This window comes from Tardiphaga sp. 37S4 (assembly GCF_021044645.1).
Taxonomy (GTDB): Bacteria; Pseudomonadota; Alphaproteobacteria; order Rhizobiales; family Xanthobacteraceae; genus Tardiphaga; species Tardiphaga robiniae.
In genome coordinates, this window is sequence record NZ_CP088008.1 from 219,947 (window position 1) to 240,985 (window position 21,039).

General features: G+C 60.6%; 19 protein-coding genes. 9 read left to right on the plus strand and 10 right to left on the minus strand.

Annotated features, from left to right (window positions below):
* Window positions 1–53: 53 nt before the first annotated feature.
* From LPB73_RS29220 to LPB73_RS01055, 3 genes are all read left to right on the plus strand, one after another.
* Window positions 54–965 carry a TIR domain-containing protein gene (locus LPB73_RS29220; protein WP_414716842.1) on the plus strand — a complete coding sequence of 304 codons (912 nt, stop codon included), beginning with the start codon at window positions 54–56 and terminating at the stop codon, window positions 963–965.
* A 65-nt stretch (window positions 966–1,030) separates the two neighbouring features.
* Complete coding sequence (locus tag LPB73_RS01050; protein ID WP_231079274.1) at window positions 1,031–1,519, plus strand: hypothetical protein; 489 nt, start codon at window positions 1,031–1,033, stop codon at window positions 1,517–1,519.
* A 501-nt stretch (window positions 1,520–2,020) separates the two neighbouring features.
* Complete coding sequence (locus tag LPB73_RS01055) at window positions 2,021–2,251, plus strand: hypothetical protein (protein WP_231079276.1); 231 nt, start codon at window positions 2,021–2,023, stop codon at window positions 2,249–2,251.
* Between the two features lie 20 nt (window positions 2,252–2,271).
* On the opposite strand, the gene LPB73_RS01060 is transcribed toward LPB73_RS01055, so the two are convergent.
* Window positions 2,272–2,919: an SGNH/GDSL hydrolase family protein gene (locus tag LPB73_RS01060; RefSeq protein ID WP_231079279.1), complete on the minus strand. Its 648-nt coding sequence runs from the start codon at window positions 2,917–2,919 to the stop codon at window positions 2,272–2,274.
* Window positions 2,920–2,973: 54 nt separating this feature from the next.
* On the opposite strand from LPB73_RS01060, the gene LPB73_RS01065 reads away from it, so the two are divergent.
* The 3 genes from LPB73_RS01065 (at window position 2,974) to LPB73_RS01075 (ending at window position 4,874) form a co-directional block, all read left to right on the plus strand.
* A complete protein-coding gene (locus LPB73_RS01065) occupies window positions 2,974–3,438 on the plus strand; it encodes a hypothetical protein (RefSeq protein ID WP_231079281.1) in 465 nt (154 codons plus the stop codon).
* A 174-nt stretch (window positions 3,439–3,612) separates the two neighbouring features.
* The gene (locus LPB73_RS01070; protein WP_231079282.1) at window positions 3,613–3,984 is read left to right on the plus strand and encodes a hypothetical protein; all 372 of its coding nucleotides are present in this window, start codon (window positions 3,613–3,615) and stop codon (window positions 3,982–3,984) included.
* 209 nt (window positions 3,985–4,193) lie between these two features.
* Window positions 4,194–4,874 (plus strand): ParA family protein, encoded by a 681-nt coding sequence (locus LPB73_RS01075; RefSeq protein WP_068728738.1) that lies wholly within the window; start codon window positions 4,194–4,196, stop codon window positions 4,872–4,874.
* Between the two features lie 93 nt (window positions 4,875–4,967).
* Here LPB73_RS01075 and LPB73_RS01080 read toward each other — a convergent pair whose 3' ends face one another.
* Together LPB73_RS01080 and LPB73_RS01085 are read right to left on the minus strand one after the other, a co-directional pair.
* Entirely contained in the window at window positions 4,968–7,355 is a 2,388-nt protein-coding gene (locus LPB73_RS01080) for an EAL domain-containing protein (RefSeq protein ID WP_231079284.1), read from the minus strand.
* 266 nt (window positions 7,356–7,621) lie between these two features.
* Complete coding sequence (locus tag LPB73_RS01085) at window positions 7,622–7,897, minus strand: metal-sensitive transcriptional regulator (protein WP_089266249.1); 276 nt, start codon at window positions 7,895–7,897, stop codon at window positions 7,622–7,624.
* Between LPB73_RS01085 and LPB73_RS01090 the strand changes: the two genes are divergently transcribed.
* Entirely contained in the window at window positions 7,896–10,331 is a 2,436-nt protein-coding gene (locus LPB73_RS01090) for a heavy metal translocating P-type ATPase (protein WP_414716843.1), read from the plus strand. The two genes, LPB73_RS01085 and LPB73_RS01090, sit on opposite strands and share 2 nt — an antisense overlap.
* Window positions 10,332–10,584: 253 nt before the next feature.
* Here the strand turns inward: LPB73_RS01090 and LPB73_RS01095 are convergent, their stop codons facing one another.
* Both LPB73_RS01095 and trxB read right to left on the minus strand, forming a co-directional pair.
* Entirely contained in the window at window positions 10,585–11,478 is an 894-nt protein-coding gene (locus tag LPB73_RS01095) for a LysR family transcriptional regulator (RefSeq protein ID WP_089266250.1), read from the minus strand.
* 32 nt (window positions 11,479–11,510) lie between these two features.
* The gene (gene trxB, locus LPB73_RS01100; RefSeq protein WP_231079286.1) at window positions 11,511–12,476 is read right to left on the minus strand and encodes a thioredoxin-disulfide reductase; all 966 of its coding nucleotides are present in this window, start codon (window positions 12,474–12,476) and stop codon (window positions 11,511–11,513) included.
* 261 nt (window positions 12,477–12,737) lie between these two features.
* Here trxB and LPB73_RS01105 point away from each other — a divergent pair, with 261 nt between their 5' ends.
* Window positions 12,738–13,217, plus strand: a complete 480-nt coding sequence (locus LPB73_RS01105) for an Lrp/AsnC family transcriptional regulator (protein ID WP_068730339.1) — start codon at window positions 12,738–12,740, stop codon at window positions 13,215–13,217.
* Window positions 13,218–13,361: 144 nt separating this feature from the next.
* On the opposite strand, the gene LPB73_RS01110 is transcribed toward LPB73_RS01105, so the two are convergent.
* The 4 genes from LPB73_RS01110 to LPB73_RS01125 all read right to left on the minus strand — a co-directional run bounded on the left by LPB73_RS01110 (window position 13,362) and on the right by LPB73_RS01125 (window position 19,450).
* Window positions 13,362–13,766: a DoxX family protein gene (locus LPB73_RS01110; protein ID WP_089265916.1), complete on the minus strand. Its 405-nt coding sequence runs from the start codon at window positions 13,764–13,766 to the stop codon at window positions 13,362–13,364.
* Between the two features lie 201 nt (window positions 13,767–13,967).
* Window positions 13,968–14,444: a transcription elongation factor GreA gene (gene greA, locus LPB73_RS01115; protein ID WP_068728727.1), complete on the minus strand. Its 477-nt coding sequence runs from the start codon at window positions 14,442–14,444 to the stop codon at window positions 13,968–13,970.
* A 197-nt stretch (window positions 14,445–14,641) separates the two neighbouring features.
* Window positions 14,642–18,106, minus strand: coding sequence for a carbamoyl-phosphate synthase large subunit (gene carB / locus LPB73_RS01120; RefSeq protein ID WP_231079290.1), 3,465 nt, complete (start codon window positions 18,104–18,106; stop codon window positions 14,642–14,644).
* A gap of 171 nt (window positions 18,107–18,277) precedes the next feature.
* Window positions 18,278–19,450: an MFS transporter gene (locus LPB73_RS01125; RefSeq protein ID WP_231079292.1), complete on the minus strand. Its 1,173-nt coding sequence runs from the start codon at window positions 19,448–19,450 to the stop codon at window positions 18,278–18,280.
* Between the two features lie 115 nt (window positions 19,451–19,565).
* On the opposite strand from LPB73_RS01125, the gene LPB73_RS01130 reads away from it, so the two are divergent.
* The gene (locus LPB73_RS01130; RefSeq protein WP_089265920.1) at window positions 19,566–19,931 is read left to right on the plus strand and encodes an ArsR/SmtB family transcription factor; all 366 of its coding nucleotides are present in this window, start codon (window positions 19,566–19,568) and stop codon (window positions 19,929–19,931) included.
* A 217-nt stretch (window positions 19,932–20,148) separates the two neighbouring features.
* On the opposite strand, the gene LPB73_RS01135 is transcribed toward LPB73_RS01130, so the two are convergent.
* Window positions 20,149–20,844, minus strand: coding sequence for a class I SAM-dependent methyltransferase (locus LPB73_RS01135; protein ID WP_231079293.1), 696 nt, complete (start codon window positions 20,842–20,844; stop codon window positions 20,149–20,151).
* Window positions 20,845–21,039: the final 195 nt, after the last annotated feature.

The window sequence follows — 21,039 nt, forward strand, 5'->3', positions numbered from 1 at the left end:
TGGATTAGCAGGAGTGAAATATGTTCTGGTCGCTAATGGTGCAGAGCTAAAAAATGGCCGCGAGCCCGTCTGTTTTTATCTCATACTCTTGGGACGATGCATCTCATCGGAAGTGGGTCAGAGACTTAGCAAGTCGCTTAGTCTTGAACGGCGTGAGAGTTTGGCTCGATGAGTGGCACGTAAGGGCAGGCGATAGCCTTACCGCATTCATGGAAAAGAGGATCGCTACTAGTGGCCATGTCGTGGTCATATGCACACCGAATTATGCCAAGCGAGCAAATTCCAGACGAGGCGGAGTGGGGTACGAGCAACAAATCATCTCAGGTCGCATCGCAGCCGGCATCTCGCGGCGGAAGTTCATACCCATATTGCGAAGGGGCAGCCTAAATCCGGGGCAAACAAGCGCGATCCCTACCCACTTCGCGGGAACCTACGTCATCGACATGACGACGCCCCAAAGGGCAGCCCGCAATTTTGAGGAATTGCTTCGTGCAATCTATCGCGTTCCAAAGTTCGTACCTCCGGCTCGGGGGGCGCCACTTTGGCAGGCGGGAAAGCGAAAGTCTGTGCGGCTAGCAACCGCCGAAGCGGAAGGCTGGTGGCTTGCAAGTGGTGTGGCTCGGAATGAATTGTACCCCAAGACGTTCGAGATACCGTCAGAGCGGGCACGTAATGGTATTGAAGCGGGTGACTTGGTCAAACTTGCTTTTGAGACGGACTTAGAAGAAGACGGGTTCGGCGGAGAGCGAATGTGGGTGCGAGTTGCGGACGTGAATGGCCCGTACTTTATAGGAAAGATCAGTAATGATCCTGTGGTCGTGCCCCTGAAGTTCGGAAGTCCAGTCGCGTTCCTGCCCGAACATATCATATCCATCGTTCCGGCAGAGGACGCTCCCGTGTTCGAGCCTGCCATTCGGCGAAAACGCGCTACCACTAAAAAGGTAAAGCCTCGCCCAAAGAAGTAGCCGTGACGCCGGTAACTGTCGGCCTGCCGAGTATTCTGCCGGGGGCTCCAGATTGGGTGACTTAAATGGAACACCTTGAGCGCTATCTGGATGGTATCATTGAGCCGACGGTGAATGATTTTCGCAGCAAGCCGTCGAGCGTGCGGCTCGGCTTTCTAGCCTGCGTGGCAATCGATCACGCTGTGGACTATCTGGCGTTTCCGGCGGATCGCTCGCAATGGGATGGCAAAGAACATCGCGATAAGCGTGCTCGATTGCGCAACGAGTTCAGCAAAGAGAGTGATAATTTTCGCTTGGCCAGCGAGACTGCAAACGCGTTTAAGCACGTGAAGACTGTCAGCGTGAGAGGGCTTGAAGCAGGTGACGTCCATGAAAGGCCGCCCGCACTGGCGGGAAGAGCGATGGCGGGCCGGTCCATCGCTGGAGATCGAACCGGCGCGGTCGTGGTCGATGGCCATAACCTTCTTGAAATCGCCACCGAGGCACTGCGTTTTTTGCGCTCGAAAGTACCCGTCCGTTCTGGGGCGGAGAGAAGTCACACGGCGCGCCAGTGATCAGGGCGTTTCTTGGCGTTCAAGTGCCGGACGCACGCGACATGGGGTGTATGCCCATTGCGTTTAGCCCAATCGATGGCCGCATGCTGCGTTTGAGAGGTGGTCCGCGTGGCTAGGGCTTGGCAGGCCTTGAAATTAATACAAACGCCGCTACAAAGTTCGGAACCGATCCGTGAATTTCATCAATGATATCAACATCAAGCCTCGCGTTATGCGGTTACCACCCAACTGTACCATACAAATCAATCATTTAGCCGATTCGAGCCTGGCCGTTGCTTTGGGCTGCGGCAATGTCTGACCGCTTGGGGCGGGCCGGTAACGCCGGCGCGCCGGTCAGATCACTCAGCGTGCCCACGATCTGGCTCGGGGCTGTAAGGTTTCCGCACAAACAGCCCGCCTTCGGGCAACTCGACGTCGTAAATGCCCGCGTGCTTCCGCCGGGCCGGTCGTGGAACTCGATTGCCATCGTTCCGTTGGCTTCCCAACGACAGGGAGGCAATCATGGTCGACGCTGATATCAGCAATACCGCTATTGCGATGATGTGCGACATCGCGCGCGCCTCCGGGCTCGATCTCAATGCCGAAAAACGTGCCGTGCTTGACGGGCTGATTGCTCAAGGGCTTGTCGAGGTAATCGATCAAGCCAAGCCGGCAGCGGGGCCGAAATTTAGGATCACGTTGAAAGGGCAGCAGCTCCTTGACGAGCGCGGCGTTGGCGTCAACGAGGCCTGATGCGGGTTTCTGCGTTGCTGCTACTTGCCTTTGCAGAGGACGTCGCTGACCCCGCCGAGAACCGCCTTGGTCCAGATTGCATAGCCGGCATCATTCAGGTGAATGCTATCGGTTGTGTATTTCGCCGGCATGGACGGGATGGTGACAAGGCTCGCGCCAGCATCGCCCGCGATGGTTGGCAGCAACGCGTTGTAGCTGTCGATCGCCCGGTTGTTGATGCGCGCGCTATCGGATTTGCCGGCTTCAACAGGTGTCACCGTCGCGATGGCCATTCGTGGAGCCGTGGATTTCAGCGTCGCGAGCAAAGCGAGATAGTTGGTCCTGTATGAGTCCGCGTTCACAGGGACCGCAGCATCGTTGAGTCCGAGGGAGACGACGACCATGGCGGCCTGCTTCCCGCCAAGTGCTTTTGTCAGCATGGCATCGAGACCGCTCGATGTCGTCGATCCGTCGATTCCGGCATTGACGATGGGCCGACCGCATACGGCACGGGGGAAGGTTGCGCGTTTGACGATACTGTCGCCGAGGATGATGACGGGATCATCGACCTGTTTCAATGCTGCCCTGATCAGAAGTGGGCGCGGCGGCGTCGCGTCATTTCCTTTGGGCCATGCCGCCCAGCCGCACAACCCCACGAAGCCGATAATGCCAATACGGGTCCAGTTCATGATCGTGGACCGCCCGCGCAGTTTCGGAGTATCGCTTTTGTCTCACTGTTCATCTTGGACCGTCTCTCGCACGAGGTCGCGACGGGGCAACGGCGCCGCGATGTTCGGGAGAAACTACAGGGCTGGCGCGAAGGCAAGCCCGATCCCCGTCACGTCCACCTTGCCAAGCTGGCAATCGTCTCCGACACTCCCACGATAACGTGCAACCAGGGGGGACTAATGTCGGTACGTCCAGGGATTTTGAGCGGGTCGCTTGCCATGTCACTCATGATCGGCGCGTCGTTCTTGGCGACGCCGTCGCAAGCCTATACCGACGATCAGCAACAGCTCTGTACCGGCGATGCCTTTCGGCTCTGCAGTGCAGCCATTCCTGATGTGGATCGCGTGACGGCCTGCATGATCCAGAAGCGGGCGCAATTGAGCCCGGGCTGCGCGCAATTCTTTCGGGCAACGCCGGTCAACGCGCGCAAACCCACGGTCAAGTCGCGAAGGGCGAAAAAACCGACTCGTCCGAGCTGATCAGGCTTCGCTCTCACGTGAACGGACGTTTAGTCAGCGTGCAGAACGGCGTGATCTCGCTGAGTCACTGCACCGTGACGCCATCGATCGTGGCAAAAAAGTGAACCCGTGACAAACTGACACGTTGGGTATCACGACACGAAACAACATCTCCAGACCACGAGGAGCGTCATTTTGAGCAGCGAAACCAATATCGACTACAAGGCGGAACTCAATCGGCATTTGGCCTGGTTCGAAACCAAACTTCCGCCCCGACCGGCTCGATTTGTAGGTTGGTTGCGAAAGCCCTCATCGAAGCTCGTGCGATTCCCGCTTGGCATTTTGCTGATTATCGGCGGAATTTTCAGCATTCTTCCTGTGCTCGGCCTCTGGATGTTGCCGCTCGGACTCATCCTCATCGCGCAGGATATTCCGCCGCTGGAAAAACCGGTGGCGCAGTTTCTCGGTTGGCTTGAGCGAAAGTGGATCGAACGTCAGCGCGCGAAGGGCATTGCTATCGAAGGTCCGGACTCAACTCGTTCCAACGGCGCTGATAGCAAGATTTGAGCGCCTGACTTGATACCAGAGTGCGACAAAGTGGCGACAAGCGTACTACACCTGACTCATTTCGGGCCTGTTGCGCCGCACTGTGTGACTCAAAAACCAACATTCCAAACAAATCAGGCACATATCCTTGAATTACGCGTAAATATGACTTTAACGAATCAGCAGACTGATTCATTTTCGCCTCCTGGGGTCAATCTGGAGGCCAACATATGAACGTCATAGTTTTCGCATCGCGTAAAGGCGGCTCGGGGAAGAGTACCCTGGCTGCACATCTTGCTGCTCAAGTTCATAAATCAACGAAGCCTTGCTTGCTCATCGACGCGGATCCGCAGGGTTCGTTGACGCTGTGGCACAAGCTGCGGGGAACAAATGAACCGCCGCTGAAGATCGCAAATCGCAGCGTGACCGAAATGGTTGCCGCCGCGAAGCGTGACGGTTTTGAATGGGTGTTCATCGACACGCCGCCTAATACATCGGCTGTGGTCGACGATGCCATCAAGAACGCAACCATGGTGATCATTCCTGCGCGTCCCGGCGTGTTCGACGTCGATGCGGTGCAGGCGACGATCCAGAGCTGCCGTTCGGCCCGTAAGCCCTATGCGGTTGTCATCAACGGTGCGCCGGCACGCCGTGACGATTCCGAAAGCCGTATCGTGACGATCGCCCGCGAAGCGCTCGCCAAGTTCAAGGCTCCGGTGTGGTCCGGTCAGATCACCAACCGTGCAGATCTCCTGCTCGCGCTTGGCAACGGCGAAGGCGCCCGCGAATATCAAGCAGAAGGTCGCGCAGCCAGCGAGATCGGGAAGCTGTGGGCGGCGATCGAACGTTCGATCAAGGCTATTCGCGGCAACGGATCGGCGACCGGCGCGATGCACAAGCAGGCGGCCTGATAGCCGTTCTGCTCTTTTGACCCCAGAAAAAGCGCGCGAGACCTTCGCGCGTTTTTTGTCGTTGGTATGGCCGCGACGGTGGGGTGTTCACGCCTATGCTGAAATGGCGATATCTCCGGTGGGCGAGGTCACCCCTTGGGTGACTTCACGGAAGTTGTCTATGTCAGCCGGACGGCCGAGCAGATAGCCCTGCGCCTCGTCGCATTTCTCGTCGCGCAGGAATGCGAACTCCGCTTCGGTTTCTACGCCTTCGGCGAGCACCGGCAGCCCAAGCCCGCGGCCGAGGCCGAGGACGGCGCGCACGATTGCTGCTGCCTGGCTGTTGGTGTTCACCGACCTGATGAATGATCCGTCGATCTTGATCTTGTCGAAAGGGAATGCGCGCAGGTTCGACAGCGACGAGTAGCCGGTGCCGAAGTCATCCATGGCGATGTGAACGCCGAGCGCCTTGATCCGGCGAAGTGTCAGCAATGCGCGATCGAAGTCGCGGATCAGCGCAGTCTCGGTGATCTCCAGTTCGAGCCGATGCGGGGGCAGGCCGGTTTCCAGCAAGACCTCATGGACGGTTGCGACAAAGCTATCGTGGTGGATCTGAACCGCCGAGACATTGACCGCGATGGTCAACGGATGCTTCCACGTCGCCGCTTCACGGCAGGCGGCGCGCAGCACCCATTCGCCGATGCCGAGAATGGCGCCGGTGTCTTCCGCAATCGGAATGAAGATGTCGGGGCGAATATTGCCGCGGACGGGATGGTTCCAGCGCAGCAGTGCCTCGAAGCCGATCACGCGGCCCGACTCCATGGTGCCTTGGGGCTGATACACCACTTTCAGCTGATTGGCATCGATGGCGTTGCGTAGATCGTGTTCGAGCAGCCGGCGGTCGCGCACGGCTTCCCCCATTGCAGGCTCGAAGAAGCGCCAGGTCGCGCGGCCTTCGGATTTGGCGCGGTAGAGCGCGGTGTCAGCGCAAGCGAGCAACGTGTCGCGATCACTGGAGTCGTCGGGGCAGAGTGCGATGCCGACACTGGCGGTGACGCTGCCGAGTTCGAAGGTGGCGTCCTTGCTCCGGAATGCTTCCAGTATCCTGTCGGCGAATTGACTCGCAGCTGCGGGCGAGGTCAGGTTCGGCAAGAGAATGGCGAACTCGTCGCCGCCAAGACGCGCCATCATCTCGCCTTCGCCAAGCAGGGCGGTGATGCGCGCCGTTACGCTCTTGAGAACCTTGTCGCCGGCGGCGTGGCCGAACAGGTCATTAACCTGTTTGAACTGATCGAGATCCAAAGCGAGTACGGCGAGCGGGCGGTCCTTGGATAGTGTCGCAATCTCCTGATCGATTCGATCATGGAACGTGCCGCGATTGGGCAGTCCGGTCAGGGAGTCGTAGTGGGCGAGATAGCGGATGTGCTGTTCGGCCTGCTTGCGTTCGCGGAGGTCACGTACGGCGATGACCTGATGTGGCTTCCCCGCAAAGTCGATTCCACGCAGGATCAATTCAACTGGGATCGTCTGGCCGTTGCGCTGTCGCAGATTCGCTTCCACCGATTTGTCAGGCTGGCTCATGATCTGAGTCCGCGTATCGCCATCGGGGAAGCAGTCTTGCAGACGCCCGCCAATCAGCAATTCAGCGGACGATCCCGCCAGCGCGGCGAAGGACGTGTTGACCGTGACGATCGTGTCGTCGTCGCACACCAGCAAGCCTTCGACGGCAGCATTGGCGAGTCCGCGCATGCGGTCGGCTTCGAGATCGGAGCGGCGGTGATCACGGATATCCAGCACGATGCCGGCCAGCGCCAGGCCAATGATGGCGAAGCTGATCAATGAGACGCCAAGTGCGAGCCATCCGGCGGGGATGGTCAGCGGCGAGACGGCGATGGTCGGATCCGGGGTGATCGTGACCGCGCTCATCGCCGTGAAATGATGACTGCAGATCGCGAGCGTTAGCAGCAGCGCGCCGCTGATCTTCCAGCGCAGGGTGGTGCCATGCAACCCTACCGGAAGCGCGATCGCACCGAGCACGGCTCCCAATACGATCGAGACGATGACGAGCGTCATATCCCAGTCGATGCGCGCCTGAAGTTCGAAGGCGGCCATGCCGGTGTAATGCATCGCCGCGATGCCGCCCGCGACGACGGCGCCGCCGATCCAGAGGCCGGCACGAAAATTCGGGATCAACGACACGGCAAGGCCGGCGCCGGTCAGCAGCAGCGCGGCGATCAGCGAGACGACCGTAAGTACGATATTGTAGCCGCTCGGCATCCCCGGCGAGAACGCCAGCATCGCTACGAAATGCGTGGCCCAGATGCCGAAGCCCGTGGAGATCGCGGATACCGCGAGCCAGACGAGGCGCATCTGGCCTGTGGCGCTTCGCGCGTGACGGAGCAGGTTGATAGCAGCGAGGGACGCGATCGCGCAGATGATGGCCGCGAGTCCGACGAGCCTGAAATCATGGGCATTGGCGATGCAGTTATAGATCGTAAGCATGTACAGGTACCGCGAGCGGGATTACCGCAATTGCGCGGGACGTTAGATATAAGTACGTAAAGACACGTAAATACCGGCGATCGGCGCTATTAGATCGCCCCGTGTGCTATCGCTGCGCATGCTTATCCAACCGTAAATTTTGCGGATATTCGCCGGCTCTTGATGACCTAAAGGTGTGGTCGCATTTCAGCGCCACCCTCACCGGGCAAAAACTGTAACGACTGATCAACCGTTTTCTAACATCGCGCCCGCACGTCGCATTCGCGTCACCGGTCGACGCGACTGACCACGTCCATCAGTTCGGCGATCTTGCGGCGTTGGTCGGCCTTGTCGCCTGACGAGATCGCGTGCTCCACGCAATGCGCGACATGGTCGCGCAGGATCTCTTCCTCGACGCGCCGCAACGCTGCGCGGGCCGCGGCGATCTGAGTAACCACATCGATGCAATAGCGGTCGGCCTCGACCATGCCGGCCAAGCCGCGGACCTGGCCTTCGATCCGTTTGAGGCGTTTTAAACAGGACGTCTTGATCTCGCTGCGCATGAGGTTCATATACCCCCATAGGGTATATGTTTCAAGAGGCGAGGTCACGGTGGCAGAGACAACTCACACGCATACGGGGCACGATGCCCATGCCGGTCACACGCATGGCGCATGCTGTTCGCATGGTCACCATCACGACGAGGCTGCGCCGACCAAAGTGCTCGATCCGGTCTGCGGCATGACCGTCGATCCCGCGACCGCCAAGAACCGTCTGATCTATCAGGGCCATGAGTATTTCTTCTGCAGCGCGCGCTGTCGCGAGCGGTTCAATGCGGATCCCGAGAGTTCCCTGAAGCCGAAGGAGCCCGCGCCGCCCGCGCCAGCCGGCACCATCTATACCTGCCCGATGCACCCGGAGATCCGTCAGGAAGGACCCGGGAGCTGTCCGATCTGCGGCATGGCGCTGGAGCCGGAGCAGGTCTCGCTCGACGACAAGCCCGATCCTGAACTGATCGACATGACCCGGCGCTTCTGGATCGCGCTGGCACTGACATTGCCCGTGTTCGTGCTGGAGATGGGCGCGCATCTCGGCCTGATGCAGCTGGTATCGCAGACCACATCGAACTGGATCTCACTCGTGCTGGCGACGCCCGTGGTGCTGTGGGCCGGCGCGCCGTTCTTCGAACGTGGATGGCGCTCGGTGGTGACGCGCAATCTCAACATGTTCACGCTGATTGCCATGGGTACCGGTGTAGCGTGGGTCTACAGCGTTGTGGCTACCTTCGCGCCTGGTTTGTTTCCCGACGCGTTCCGCGACCATCACGGTGCTGTGGCAGTCTATTTCGAAGCCGCTGCGGTGATCACCGTGCTCGTGCTGCTCGGACAAGTGCTCGAGCTGCGTGCACGCAATCAGACGTCAGGTGCGATCCGCGCGCTGCTCGGTCTCGCACCGAAGACAGCGCGGCGCATTGGCAAGGACGGTGATGAGGACGTCGCCCTCGACGCCATTGCCATCGGCGATTTGTTGCGGGTACGGCCGGGCGAGAAAATTCCGGTCGACGGCGTCGTTACCGAGGGGCGTTCGTCGGTGGATGAATCCATGGTCACCGGCGAGTCCATGCCGGTGAGCAAGGCCGAAGGCGCGCGCGTCATCGGCGGCACCGTCAATCAGAGCGGCGGCCTCGTGCTGCGGGCCGACAAGATCGGCCGCGATACGATGTTGTCGCGCATTGTCGACATGGTCGCCAAGGCGCAGCGCTCGCGTGCGCCGATCCAGCGTCTCGCGGATCGTGTCGCCGGCTGGTTCGTGCCGGCCGTGCTGGCTGCAGCGGTGATTGCATTCATCGCCTGGGCGACATTCGGGCCGGAGCCGCGGCTCTCGTTTGCGCTTGTTGCTGCGGTCACCGTGCTGATCATCGCGTGCCCCTGTGCGCTCGGTCTCGCCACGCCCATGTCGATCATGGTCGGCGTCGGTCGCGGCGCCCATGCCGGCATTCTGGTGCGTGACGCGCAGGCGCTGGAGCGCCTGGAAAGCATCGACACCATTGTGATCGACAAGACCGGTACGCTGACGGAAGGCAAGCCGAAACTAGTGAGCATCACGCCGGCGGAAGGGTTCAACGAAAGCGACATTCTGCAACTTGCTGCAAGTATCGAACGTTCCAGCGAACATCCGCTGGCGCAGGCCATCGTCAATGAAGCAAAGCAACGCAATGTGGTGCTGAGCGATGCCAGTGACTTCGCCTCGCCGTCCGGCAAAGGCGCGTCGGGTGTGGTCAATGGCAAGCGCGTTGCGCTCGGCAATGCGATGCTGATGGACGAATTGAAAGTGGATACGACGCGCTCCGACGGCGTCGCCGAGCTGGCGCGGCAGAACGGTGCGACTGCCATCTTCGTTGCTATTGATGGCAGCGTCGCCGGTGTGATGGCAATTGCCGATCCCGTAAAGCCATCGGCGCAGGACGCCTTGAAGAAGCTGCGCGCCGACGGCCTGCGGATCGTCATGCTCACCGGCGACAATGCGACGACGGCTAAAGCCGTGGCAAAGACACTGGGTATCGATGAGGTCGAGGCGGGTGTGTTGCCGGAGCGCAAGAGTGACGTGGTCACGCGTCTGCGCGGCGAAGGCCGCCGGGTCGCCATGGTTGGCGATGGCGTCAACGATGCGCCTGCGCTGGCTGCTGCGGATGTCGGCATCGCCATGGGCACGGGGACCGATGTGGCGATCGAGAGTGCTGGCGTGACACTGCTGACCGGCGATCTGATGGGGCTGGTGCGCGCGCGCGAACTATCAAAGGCCGTGATGAGCAATATCCGTCAGAATCTGATTTTCGCCTTCATCTACAACGCGGCTGGCGTGCCGATTGCGGCCGGTGTGCTGTATCCGATCTTCGGCATCCTGCTGTCGCCGATGCTCGGTGCTGCAGCGATGGCGCTGTCCTCGGTGAGCGTGATCGGGAATGCGCTCCGGCTGGCGAAAGTGAAGCTGGACTGACAGTTCGCGGGCGCAAAAAAAAGCCGGACTCAAACGAGTCCGGCTCTGAGGTATTGGCCTCGAGAGGCCGACACAATCACCTTCCAAGAGGGATTACTGAGACTTCGCACCACTGGAGGAGGGGGACAAATGCGCAGCGCAAAATCTCAGCGTCTGAGAAGTATGATCCCTGAAGGTGGCATGCAGCAACGCATCACTTGGCATGTCTGACATGCTGGGAAGCGTGGGCATATCTGCCCTGAAATATTGCGGGTTAGGACGGCCAGCGCTGTGCCTTGCTGACGATGAAGTCGCGGAACACCTGCACACGGGCAACCGTCTTCAACTCTTCGGGATAGACAAAATAAGTGTCGAGTTGAATCGAGTCCGACTCGCTGAAGAGCTGAACCAAGCGATCGTTTTCTTCGACCAGGTAGTCCGGCAATGCTGCAATGCCCAAGCCCTGCTGGCAGGCGCGCATCAGGCCCAGAATATTGTTGACCTTGAAGTAGGGTTCGCGCGGGCCGGAGCCGTTGCGCCCGGCATCGATCAGCCAGCTGCGGTTTTGCAGGTGCGGGGACACTTGGGCGTCGCTGAGCATGATGATGCGGTGCCCGTCGAGTTCGTCGAGGGTGCGCGGGGTGCCGAAATGCTTGATATATTCCGGCGAGCAATAAGCGTGGAATCCCATGGCGAACAGCTTGCGCTGGATCAGGTCCGGCTGGGTCGGCTTGCGGGTGCGGATGGCCACATCGGCTTCGCGCATCGACAGGTCGAGTTCCTCGTCGGTGACGATCAGCGAAATGCGGATTTCCGGATAGAGCGCTGTGAACTCGCCAAGGCGCGGGATCAGCCAGTTGATGCCGACGCCCGGGGTTGTGGTGACCTTGAGGTCGCCGCTAGGCCGCTCGCGGCTGTCAGTCAGCTTTGCGCGGGCCGCCTGGAGCTGCATGAACACGTCATGGGCGGTGCGGAACAGCAGGTCGCCCTGTTCGGTGAGGATCAGGCCGCGGGCGTGGCGGTGGAACAGCGAGACCGCCAGCTCCTGCTCGAGCGCGCTCACCTGTCGTGAGACTGCCGATTGCGACAGGCCCAGTTGCTCGCCTGCATGCGTGAAGCTCCCCGCTTCCGCCGCCGCGTGAAACACCTTCAGCTTGTCCCAGTCCATATCTGTAAATCCGTCGCGGGTTCGCTTGATCATCATTCGGCCGCTGCGCGGTCATGAGCATGCGCGGCAAGATAGCGTTCGGCTTCGAGGGCGGCCATGCAGCCCATGCCGGCGGCGGTGACCGCCTGCCGATAGGTTTCGTCCGCCACGTCGCCGGCGGCGAACACGCCGGGCATCGAGGTTGCGGTGGAATTCGGAGCCACTTCGACATAGCCCGAGGGCTTCAGCTTGATCTGGCCCTTGATGAGTTCGGTCGCGGGCGCGTGGCCGATGGCAATGAAGACGCCGTCGGCTGGCACCTGAGTGATGGCGCCGGTCTTGACGTTCTTCAGGCGCACATGGGTGACCTTGGCCGGGCCTTCGGTGCCGCAGATCTCGTCGAGCGCCGAGTCCCAGACCACCTTGATCTTCGGGTGCTTGAACAATCGCTCCTGCAGGATGCGTTCGGCGCGGAAATGGTCGCGGCGATGCACGATGGTGACCTGCGAGGCGAAATTGGTCAGGAACAAAGCTTCCTCGACGGCCGTGTTGCCGCCGCCGACTACGATCACTTCCTTGTTGCGATAGAAGAATCCGTCGCAGGTGGCACAGGCGGATACGCCGCCGCCCTGGAATTTCTCTTCCGACGGGATGCCGAGCCACCGCGCCTGCGCGCCGGTCGCCAGGATCACGGTTTCGGCGAGATAGACATCGCCGCTGTCGCAGGTCAGGCGGAACGGACGCTGGTTCAGATCCATGTCACTGACCAGATCGGTGACGATCTTGGTGCCGACGTGTTGAGCCTGCTTCTCCATCTGCTCCATCAGCCAAGGGCCCTGAATGACGTCGGCGAAGCCCGGATAGTTTTCGACATCCGTGGTGATGGTGAGCTGACCGCCGGGCTGGATCCCCTGGATCAGGACGGGCTCGAGCATCGCGCGTGCGGCGTAGATAGCGGCAGTGTAGCCAGCCGGGCCTGAGCCGATGATGACGACTTTGGCATGGATGGGGGCGGCCATGGTCGAGTCCCTTTCTGAAGGGAAATTGGTCATTGCTGAGGCGAAATGTGCCGGCGAACACGTCGCTGCGGCGTCGAAAGTCTTGTCTGCTAGTGTAGAATATCTGGCGAGCCATGCAAGAATTGCAATTCGTCCCGGCAATTTTTCCCCCGGAGACACTTAATTTCTGCGATGCACGCGCAATAAAATTGCGCAAGTTGCGGCTCCTGCGCTAAGAGAGTTCAAACGGTTTGTTTGAATACCAGCCAGGATCCGCGCCGCGTGCCGAAAAGCCTAGACGACATCGACCTCAAAATTCTCAGCGAAATCCAGGCCGACGGCCGAATCACCAATGTGGAACTCGCCAAGCGCGTTGGCATCTCGCCGCCGCCCTGCCTGCGCCGGGTCCGGACCCTGGAAGAGGCTGGCTATATCCAGGGCTACCGCGGGTTGCTGGATCCCCGATTGCTCGGTTTCGACGTTACCGTGTTTGCCTCGGTCCACCTGTCGAGTCAGGCCGATGCCGATCTCAAGGCGTTCGAGGATTTCGTCCGCAAGGAGCCTTTGGTGCGGGAGTGCTGGATGCTATCGGGCGAGATCGATTTCATCCTGAAATGCGTGGCGCCCGACATGGCGACCTTCCAGGATTTCGTCGGCCATCTCACGGCCGCACCGCATGTCCGCAACGTCCGCACGTCCTTGGTCTTGCAGAACTCGAAATACGCTGCCGCGGTGCCGCTTGAGCTGAGGGCCGCGGATTAGCAGTACTTTCTAAGAGCGAAGGGCGCTGACCGTGAAGTCAGCGCCCTTTCTTTGTGTAGGATGGGTAGAGCGAAGCGAAACCCATCACCTGAATGTGTGCACCGATGGGTTTCGCGAAGACGCTCTACCCATCCTACCGTTCAATCAGTTCTTCTTGCGCAGTATCGCGTCGAGGCTGATCGGGCCTCCGCCTGACGTCGCAAGATAGAGGCATGAGAAGCAGAACAGGATGGCAGCGGTGCCGCCGTTCAGCAGCGGCAGGAAAACCGGATCCGCGCCTTTAAACATGTGGCCGAGGAAGTAAGCGAAAGCCATTTCACCGGCGAGGATGAACGCAACTGGGCGCGTGAACAGGCCGAGCAGCAGCAGCGCACCGCCGACGAGTTCAAGCGTTGCCGCGACCTGGATCAACGGCGGAATATTCGCGAAATAGGGCAGAACCGGAAATTTGAAGATCTTGGCGATGCCATACTGCAGCAGCAGCAGGCCGGTGATGAAGCGGAAAAGGCTTAGTGCAGCAGGCTGAAATTTAGCGAAGGCTTGGTCCATGTCATTAGTCCCCCTGTGATGACCATCGTTTCTAGCATTACTGCAATGCAAAATGCTGGTCACTCTCGTGTGAAAACACGTGAGCTGTGGAAGTATTCCAGAAGTTTTCGTGAGTAGCGATGGCTGGATACCGCCATCAGGGGATAATAAAAAAGCCGCGCATCATGCGCGGCTTTCTTGTTTCGCGTTGAGCGCTGTCGATCAGCGCCACTCGACCTTGGTGATCTCATAGGCCTTGGCCCCGCCGGGAGCGACGACTTCGACTGATGCGCCTTTGCTCTTGCCGATCAGCGCACGCGCCAGTGGCGAGGTAATCGAGATGCGACCTTTCTTGGCATCGGCCTCGGGCTCGCCGACGATCTGCCAGACCGCCTTCTTCTCGGTGTCCTCATCGATCAGCGTCACGGTCGCGCCGAACTTGATGGTATCGCCGGACAGCTTCGAGATATCGATGATATCGGCGCGGGCGAGCTTGTCCTCGATATCGCTGATGCGGCCTTCATTATGCGACTGCTCTTCCTTGGCGGCGTGATACTCGGCATTTTCCGAGAGGTCGCCATGGGAGCGCGCTTCGGCGATCTGCTCGATGATCCGCGGACGGTGCACCGACTGACGTTCCTTCAGCTCGACCTCCAGCGCAGCGTAGCCACCTGCTGTCATCGGGACCTTCTCAACCATTCTCTTCGTCCTCTAACGTCATGCGGAACGCGGCGGCGCGCGCATGAAACCATTCGTTCTGCAAGATGTCGGCTTGGCTGCGCTTGCAGCCAGTTCAGACGCCGGCTTCGAGTGCCGAAACAAAACAAAGACGCGACCGGTGAGTTCCGGTCGTGCCTTGCCTAGCTGATCTCGTCGGACCTGCAGTCCGCCCGAATTCAGGCTTCGGAAAAGTAACTCTGCAATGTGCGGACCTCAAGGTCCCCGCCCAGATAGGCCCGGACGCCCTGTGCAGCCGCCACGGCACCCGAAAGAGTGGTGTAATACGGTACTTTATGCAAGAGGGCAGCCCGCCGCAGCGAGCGGCTGTCGGCCAGGGCCTGCGGCCCGTCGGTGGTGTTCAGAACCAGCTGAATCTCGCCATTGGTGATGGCATCGACGATATGCGGCCGGCCTTCCAGCACCTTGTTGATCTTCTCGGCGGGGACGCCGTTGTCGACCAGGAAGCGCTGGGTCCCTGACGTCGCGAGCACCTTGAAGCCGTTCGACGAGAGCAGCTTCACGGCATCGAGAATGCGCGTCTTGTCGCTTTCGCGCACGGACACGAACACGGTGCCACTGCGCGGCACGCGGGTGCCGCCGCCGAGCTGGCTCTTGGCGAAGGCGATTTCGAACGAGCGGTCGATGCCCATCACTTCGCCGGTGGAGCGCATCTCCGGGCCGAGCACCGTATCGACGCCGGGGAAGCGCGCGAACGGGAAGACCGATTCCTTGACGCCGACATGGTCGAGCTTGCGCTTCTTCAGATTGAAGTCGGCGAGCTTCTCGCCGGCCATGATACGCGCGGCGATCTTGGCCACCGGCATGCCCATCACCTTGGCAACGAAAGGCACGGTGCGCGACGCGCGCGGATTGACTTCGAGCACGTAGATGTCGCGATCCTTGACCGCGAACTGCACGTTCATCAGTCCGACCACGTCGAGGCCGAGCGCCATGTCGCGGGTCTGGCGTTCGAGCTCGGCGATCATGTCGTCGTCGAGCGAATGCGGCGGCAGCGAGCAGGCCGAGTCGCCGGAGTGAATGCCAGCTTCCTCGATATGCTCCATGATGCCGACGATGAAGGTATCCTTGCCATCGCACAGGCAGTCGACGTCGACTTCGATGGCATCCGACAGGTAGCGATCGAACAGCAGCGGATTGGTGCCGAGCACCGTATTGATCTGGCCGGTCTTGTCGTTCGGATAGCGCGCCTTGACGTCGCCGGGCACCAGCTCCGGCAGCGTGCCGAGCAGGTAATCGCCGAGCTGGCTTTCCTCGCGGATGATCTGCATCGCGCGGCCGCCGAGCACATAGGACGGACGCACCACCAGCGGCAGGCCGAGATCGGCTGCGACAAGGCGGGCCTGTTCGACCGAATAGGCGATTCCGTTCTTCGGCTGCTTGAGCTTGAGCTTGTCGAGGATGCGCTTGAAGCGATCACGATCTTCGGCAAGATCGATGGCATCCGGCGAGGTACCGAGGATCGGCACGTCGGCGGCTTCCAGCGCGCGCGCGAGCTTCAGCGGGGTCTGGCCGCCGAACTGCACGATCACGCCATGCAGCGTGCCGTTCTGACGTTCGGTGTCGATGATTTCGAGCACGTCTTCGGCGGTCAGTGGCTCGAAATACAGGCGATCCGCCGTGTCGTAGTCGGTCGACACGGTCTCCGGATTGCAGTTGACCATGATGGTTTCGTAGCCGGCGTCGGCGAGCGCGAAGCAGGCGTGACAGCAGCAATAGTCGAACTCGATGCCTTGGCCGATACGGTTCGGGCCGCCGCCAAGAATGATGACCTTGTTCTTGTCCGACGGCTGACTCTCGTCAGCGAAGGCGCCTGCGAAGGACGACTCATAGGTCGAATACATGTAAGCGGTCGGCGATGCGAATTCGGCGGCGCAAGTGTCGATGCGCTTGAACACCGGTCGCACATCGAGCGAGCGGCGCAGGGTCTTGACGTCGGCCTCGGTCTTGCCGGCGAGCACGGCGAGGCGCGCGTCGGAGAAGCCCATGGCCTTCAGCGTCCGCATGCCGAAGGCGTTGGCGGGCAGGCCATTGGCCTTCACCTTGGCTTCCATTTCGACAATGCCGCGCATCTCGGCGAGGAACCACGGATCGATCTTGCAGGAGTTGAAGATCTCCTCATCGGTCCAGCCCAGACGCATGGCCTGACCGACTTGCAACAGACGGTCCGGCGTCGGTGTACCCAGAGCAGCGCGGATCGCGTTCTTGTCGTCGCCGCGGCCGAGATCCTCGATCTCGATTTCGTCGAGACCGGTCAGGCCGGTTTCAAGTCCGCGCAGCGCCTTCTGCAAGCTTTCCTGGAATGTGCGGCCGATGGCCATCACTTCGCCGACCGACTTCATCGACGTCGTCAGCGTGCGCGATGCGCCGGGGAATTTCTCGAAGGCGAAACGGGGAATCTTGGTGACGACATAGTCGATGGTCGGCTCGAACGACGCAGGCGTTGCGCCGCCGGTAATGTCGTTGGCGATTTCATCGAGTGTGTAACCGACAGCGAGCTTCGCTGCGACCTTGGCGATCGGGAAACCGGTGGCCTTCGAGGCCAGCGCCGACGAGCGCGACACGCGCGGATTCATTTCGATCACGACCATGCGGCCGTCGGCAGGATTGACGCCGAACTGCACGTTGGAGCCGCCGGTCTCGACGCCGATCTCGCGCAGCACCGCCAGCGAGGCGTCGCGCATGATCTGATATTCCTTGTCGGTCAGCGTCAGCGCCGGCGCGACGGTGATGGAGTCACCGGTATGCACGCCCATCGGATCGAGATTCTCGATCGAGCAGATGATGATGCAGTTGTCTTTTTTATCGCGGACGACTTCCATCTCGTACTCTTTCCAGCCGAGCACTGACTCTTCGATCAGCACTTCGTTGGTCGGAGACGCGTCGAGGCCGCGCTCGATGATGTCGAGGAATTCTTCGCGGTTATAGGCAATGCCGCCGCCGGTACCGCCCATGGTGAAGGACGGGCGGATGATCGCGGGCAAACCAATTTCAGACAGCGCCATCAGCGCCTGGCCGAGGGCATGCTCCTGATAGCGCTTGCGGCGGTCGCCTTCATGCAGCACCCACTGGCGTTCATGTTCGGCCAGCGCGTCGCCCGTTAGCTTGGCTTTTTCGGCCTGGTGCTGCTCGCGATACTGCTTCTTCAGCGCGGATGCGTTGGCGAGCCGCGACTTCGGCGTCTCCAGGCCAATCTTCGTCATCGCCTCGCGAAACAGCTGGCGGTCTTCAGCCTTGTCGATGGCTTCGGCGGTGGCGCCGATCATCTCGACGTCGAACTTCTCCAGCGTGCCCTGCTGGCGCAGCGACAGCGCGCAGTTCAGCGCGGTCTGTCCGCCCATGGTCGGCAGCAGCGCAAAACCCTTGGAGCGGTCGCCGCGCTCCTTTTCGATGATCTTGGCGACGATCTCGGGCGTGATCGGCTCGATATAGGTCGCGTCCGCCAGTTCCGGATCCGTCATGATGGTGGCCGGATTGGAATTGACCAGAACGATCCGGTAGCCCTCTTCCTTGAGCGTCTTGACGGCTTGCGTGCCCGAATAGTCGAACTCGCAGGCCTGGCCGATCACGATAGGACCGGCGCCGATGATCAGGATGGTGGATATGTCGGTGCGTTTTGGCATTTAAACTCGCGGTGGTGACAAATCGGCACAAAAAAAGGGCGCGCATACGCGCGTCCCTCGGGCCCGGGCGCCAAACCAGCCATTGACCCCTCAGGGAGCCATAGGCCGATCCTCGCGCGCGGCTGTCTTTAGACCACTATAACGGGGCGGGGAAGGCTTTTGAAGGTGCCATCAACCGGCAATTTGGGCCGGTTTCGGGCGCTTCAGAAGGTGTCCGGCGAGGACGAGCACGAGGGCTGCTGCCTCGGCGCAGCCGCCGATCCAGCCGAGGTGGTTGGAGCTCAATGTCGACAGCACCACGCCGCCCAACGCGCTGCCGGCGGCAAAGCCGATATACATGGCCGAGGCGTTCAGCGAGAGCGCGATGACCGAGGCTTCCGGCGTGACGCGCACGAGATGCGCGACCTGTCCTGGGTAGAACATCCAGCCGGCAATGCCCTGGGTAAAAATGAAGACTAGAAACAGCACACCCGCAGTGGCGGGCGGCGCGAATATCAGGGCCACCGATTGCAGGATCAGTGACAGCATCATGCCGATCAGGCCCAGCGTCGAGGTCCGGAGCGGCCCGATACGGTCGGACATCGTGCCGCCCAGGGTGTTTCCGATGGCCGCGGCGACACCAAAGACCAGCAGTGCCAGACTGATTCCGTTGGCGTCAAAGCCAAGTCGGTGCAGCGGCACAGCCAGATAGGTGAATGAGGTAAAGCCTCCGAGGCCCCACATGCAGGTCACAGCAAGGGTTTTCAGCACTTCGGGATGGCGCGCGACGGCAAGCCTCTGACCGAGTGTGGCAGCAGTGCGTGGCAAACCGCGGGGCAATCCCAGCAGCAGCCCGGCCAATGCGACGGCGCCGAGCGCTGCGACCATCACGAATGTCGACCGCCAGCCAAAATGACTGCCGACCCAGGTTCCGAGCGGCACGCCCAGAACCGTCGCCACCGTCAGGCCGGAGATCACCAGCGACGCGGCGCGGCCACGGCGTTCCGGTGCAGCGATCGCGATTGCGACGGCCATGGCGGTTGGCATGCACAGGCCGGCGCCGACGGCCATCAGCATGCGCGATAGCAGGAGAGTGCCGAATGTGGCCGCAACGGCCGCCAAAAGATTTCCGACGATGAAGCAGACCAGCGCCAGGGAGACGACGGTCCGGCGGTCAAAATTGCTGAACAGCACAGCCAGGATCGGCGAGCCGATGGCATAAGTGATGGCGTAAACGGTGACCAATTGTCCCGTAGCCGCCAACGTGACATTCAGGTCCGTTGCCATGATTGGAAGAAGACCAGCAATTACAAATGCTTCGGTCCCAATCGCAAATGCCGCCAGGGCCAGCCAGAAAACGCTCATCGCCAAATCCTTAGTTCAAGGTCTGTTGAACTATTGATGTGGCGGTGCAAAATGTCAAATGGTTCAAGAAATATTGAACATTGCGGCAGCCGGCTGGAATCAGTATTGAGGAGTCATGAGCCGCATTCTCCCGCATCCCACGCGCGAACAGATCGAATTGCCTGGCGTGATGGATTGCCTGAGCGATCCGATCCGGCTGGCGATTGTCTACAATCTGGCCAAACGCGAGAAAGAGGTCGGTGAGTTGCGCTGCGGCGATTTTTACGGCCTCAGCGGCAAGTCCAATCTCGCTTATCATTTTGCGAAACTGCGCGAGGCCGGCCTGATGGAAACGCGCGCGGTGGGGACGGCGAGGTTGATGAAACTGCGCCGCGAAGATCTCGAGAGCAGATTTCCGGGTTTGCTGGATGCGGTGCTCGCATCGGCCGAGCGCGATGCCGAGCGCCTGCAGCTTCCGGTGCTGGAATTCACCGAAGCCTGACAGCGCCGACGCGCGGGTGGCCGACGCACTGGTGAATGTCTGAAAGGTTGGAGGCCCAGCCTGGACTTGAACCAGGATAAAGAGCGATGCATCGCCCCCGCGTAGACATTTCCGCCACCGGGCCGAGCACAATGTTACCGATCACGGGGTGGCGATCCACCTCAAGTTTTGTAAACCGTCTGTTAACCTTAATCGTCCGTTTGCCCGAGCCGATGCCTCAGAATGCGTGATGGGCGACGAAGGTCATGCGCGAGGAATTGTGGCCGATATTGATCGGCGCCCGCGACGCCCGGAAACCGGCCGCGGTCAGCTTGGCCAGCATCTCCGCCTCGCTGTAGCGCTGCAGGCCAACCTTGGTGCGCAGCTGGCGGTAGTCAGAGAGGGCCGTGCGAACAAGCCCAACGAACGCATCCCACAGAAAGCCGTGTTCCCAGGCGAGCTTCAGCAGCGCCATGACATCGGTCGCCATGCCGACATCGGGCTGCAGGATGTCGCCGACCACCAGCTTGCCGCCAGGCGCCAGGAGCCGCTTGATGATTGCAAAGGCATCGTCGAGTTCGGGGCCTGTCATGTACTGAGCCACCGAATTCATGACAGCCAGGTCGATCGACTGCGCCGTCATGTTGCGCAACTCTTCCAGCGACCGGACCCGGATTTTGGTGTTGGGCGCGAAGCGGGCGACCAGCCGGCCGCGAACGCCAGGCGCCGGCTCTGCCAGGATCAGCTTGCTGCAGGCATTGGCCACTTTGGCGGCCGAGAGTGCTTCGCCGCAGGCGTAGTCGAGCACGACGGCATCCTGAGAGGCGATGTAGCCAATGATATCGCGGGCGATGACCTCGAAATGCACGTCACGATGCAGCTTGCTCGCATAAATCGTATGCGTGGAATCGTAATAATCGATCCAATCTTCCATCGTCTGCCCGGCCCGATTGTTGTTCCCGTGTCGGGAACCCCTATATTTGTGATGCGTTGAAACGGTCTAGAGCGTTTTCAGGCGCGTGGGAAACCGCCTTTCCTTCAAGAACCGCAGTTTTCGGAAATTTGCAGTGCTTTCCGTCAAGACCACTCCGATTTTTCCTGAAATCTTCCGCCCTGACGACAACCCTCC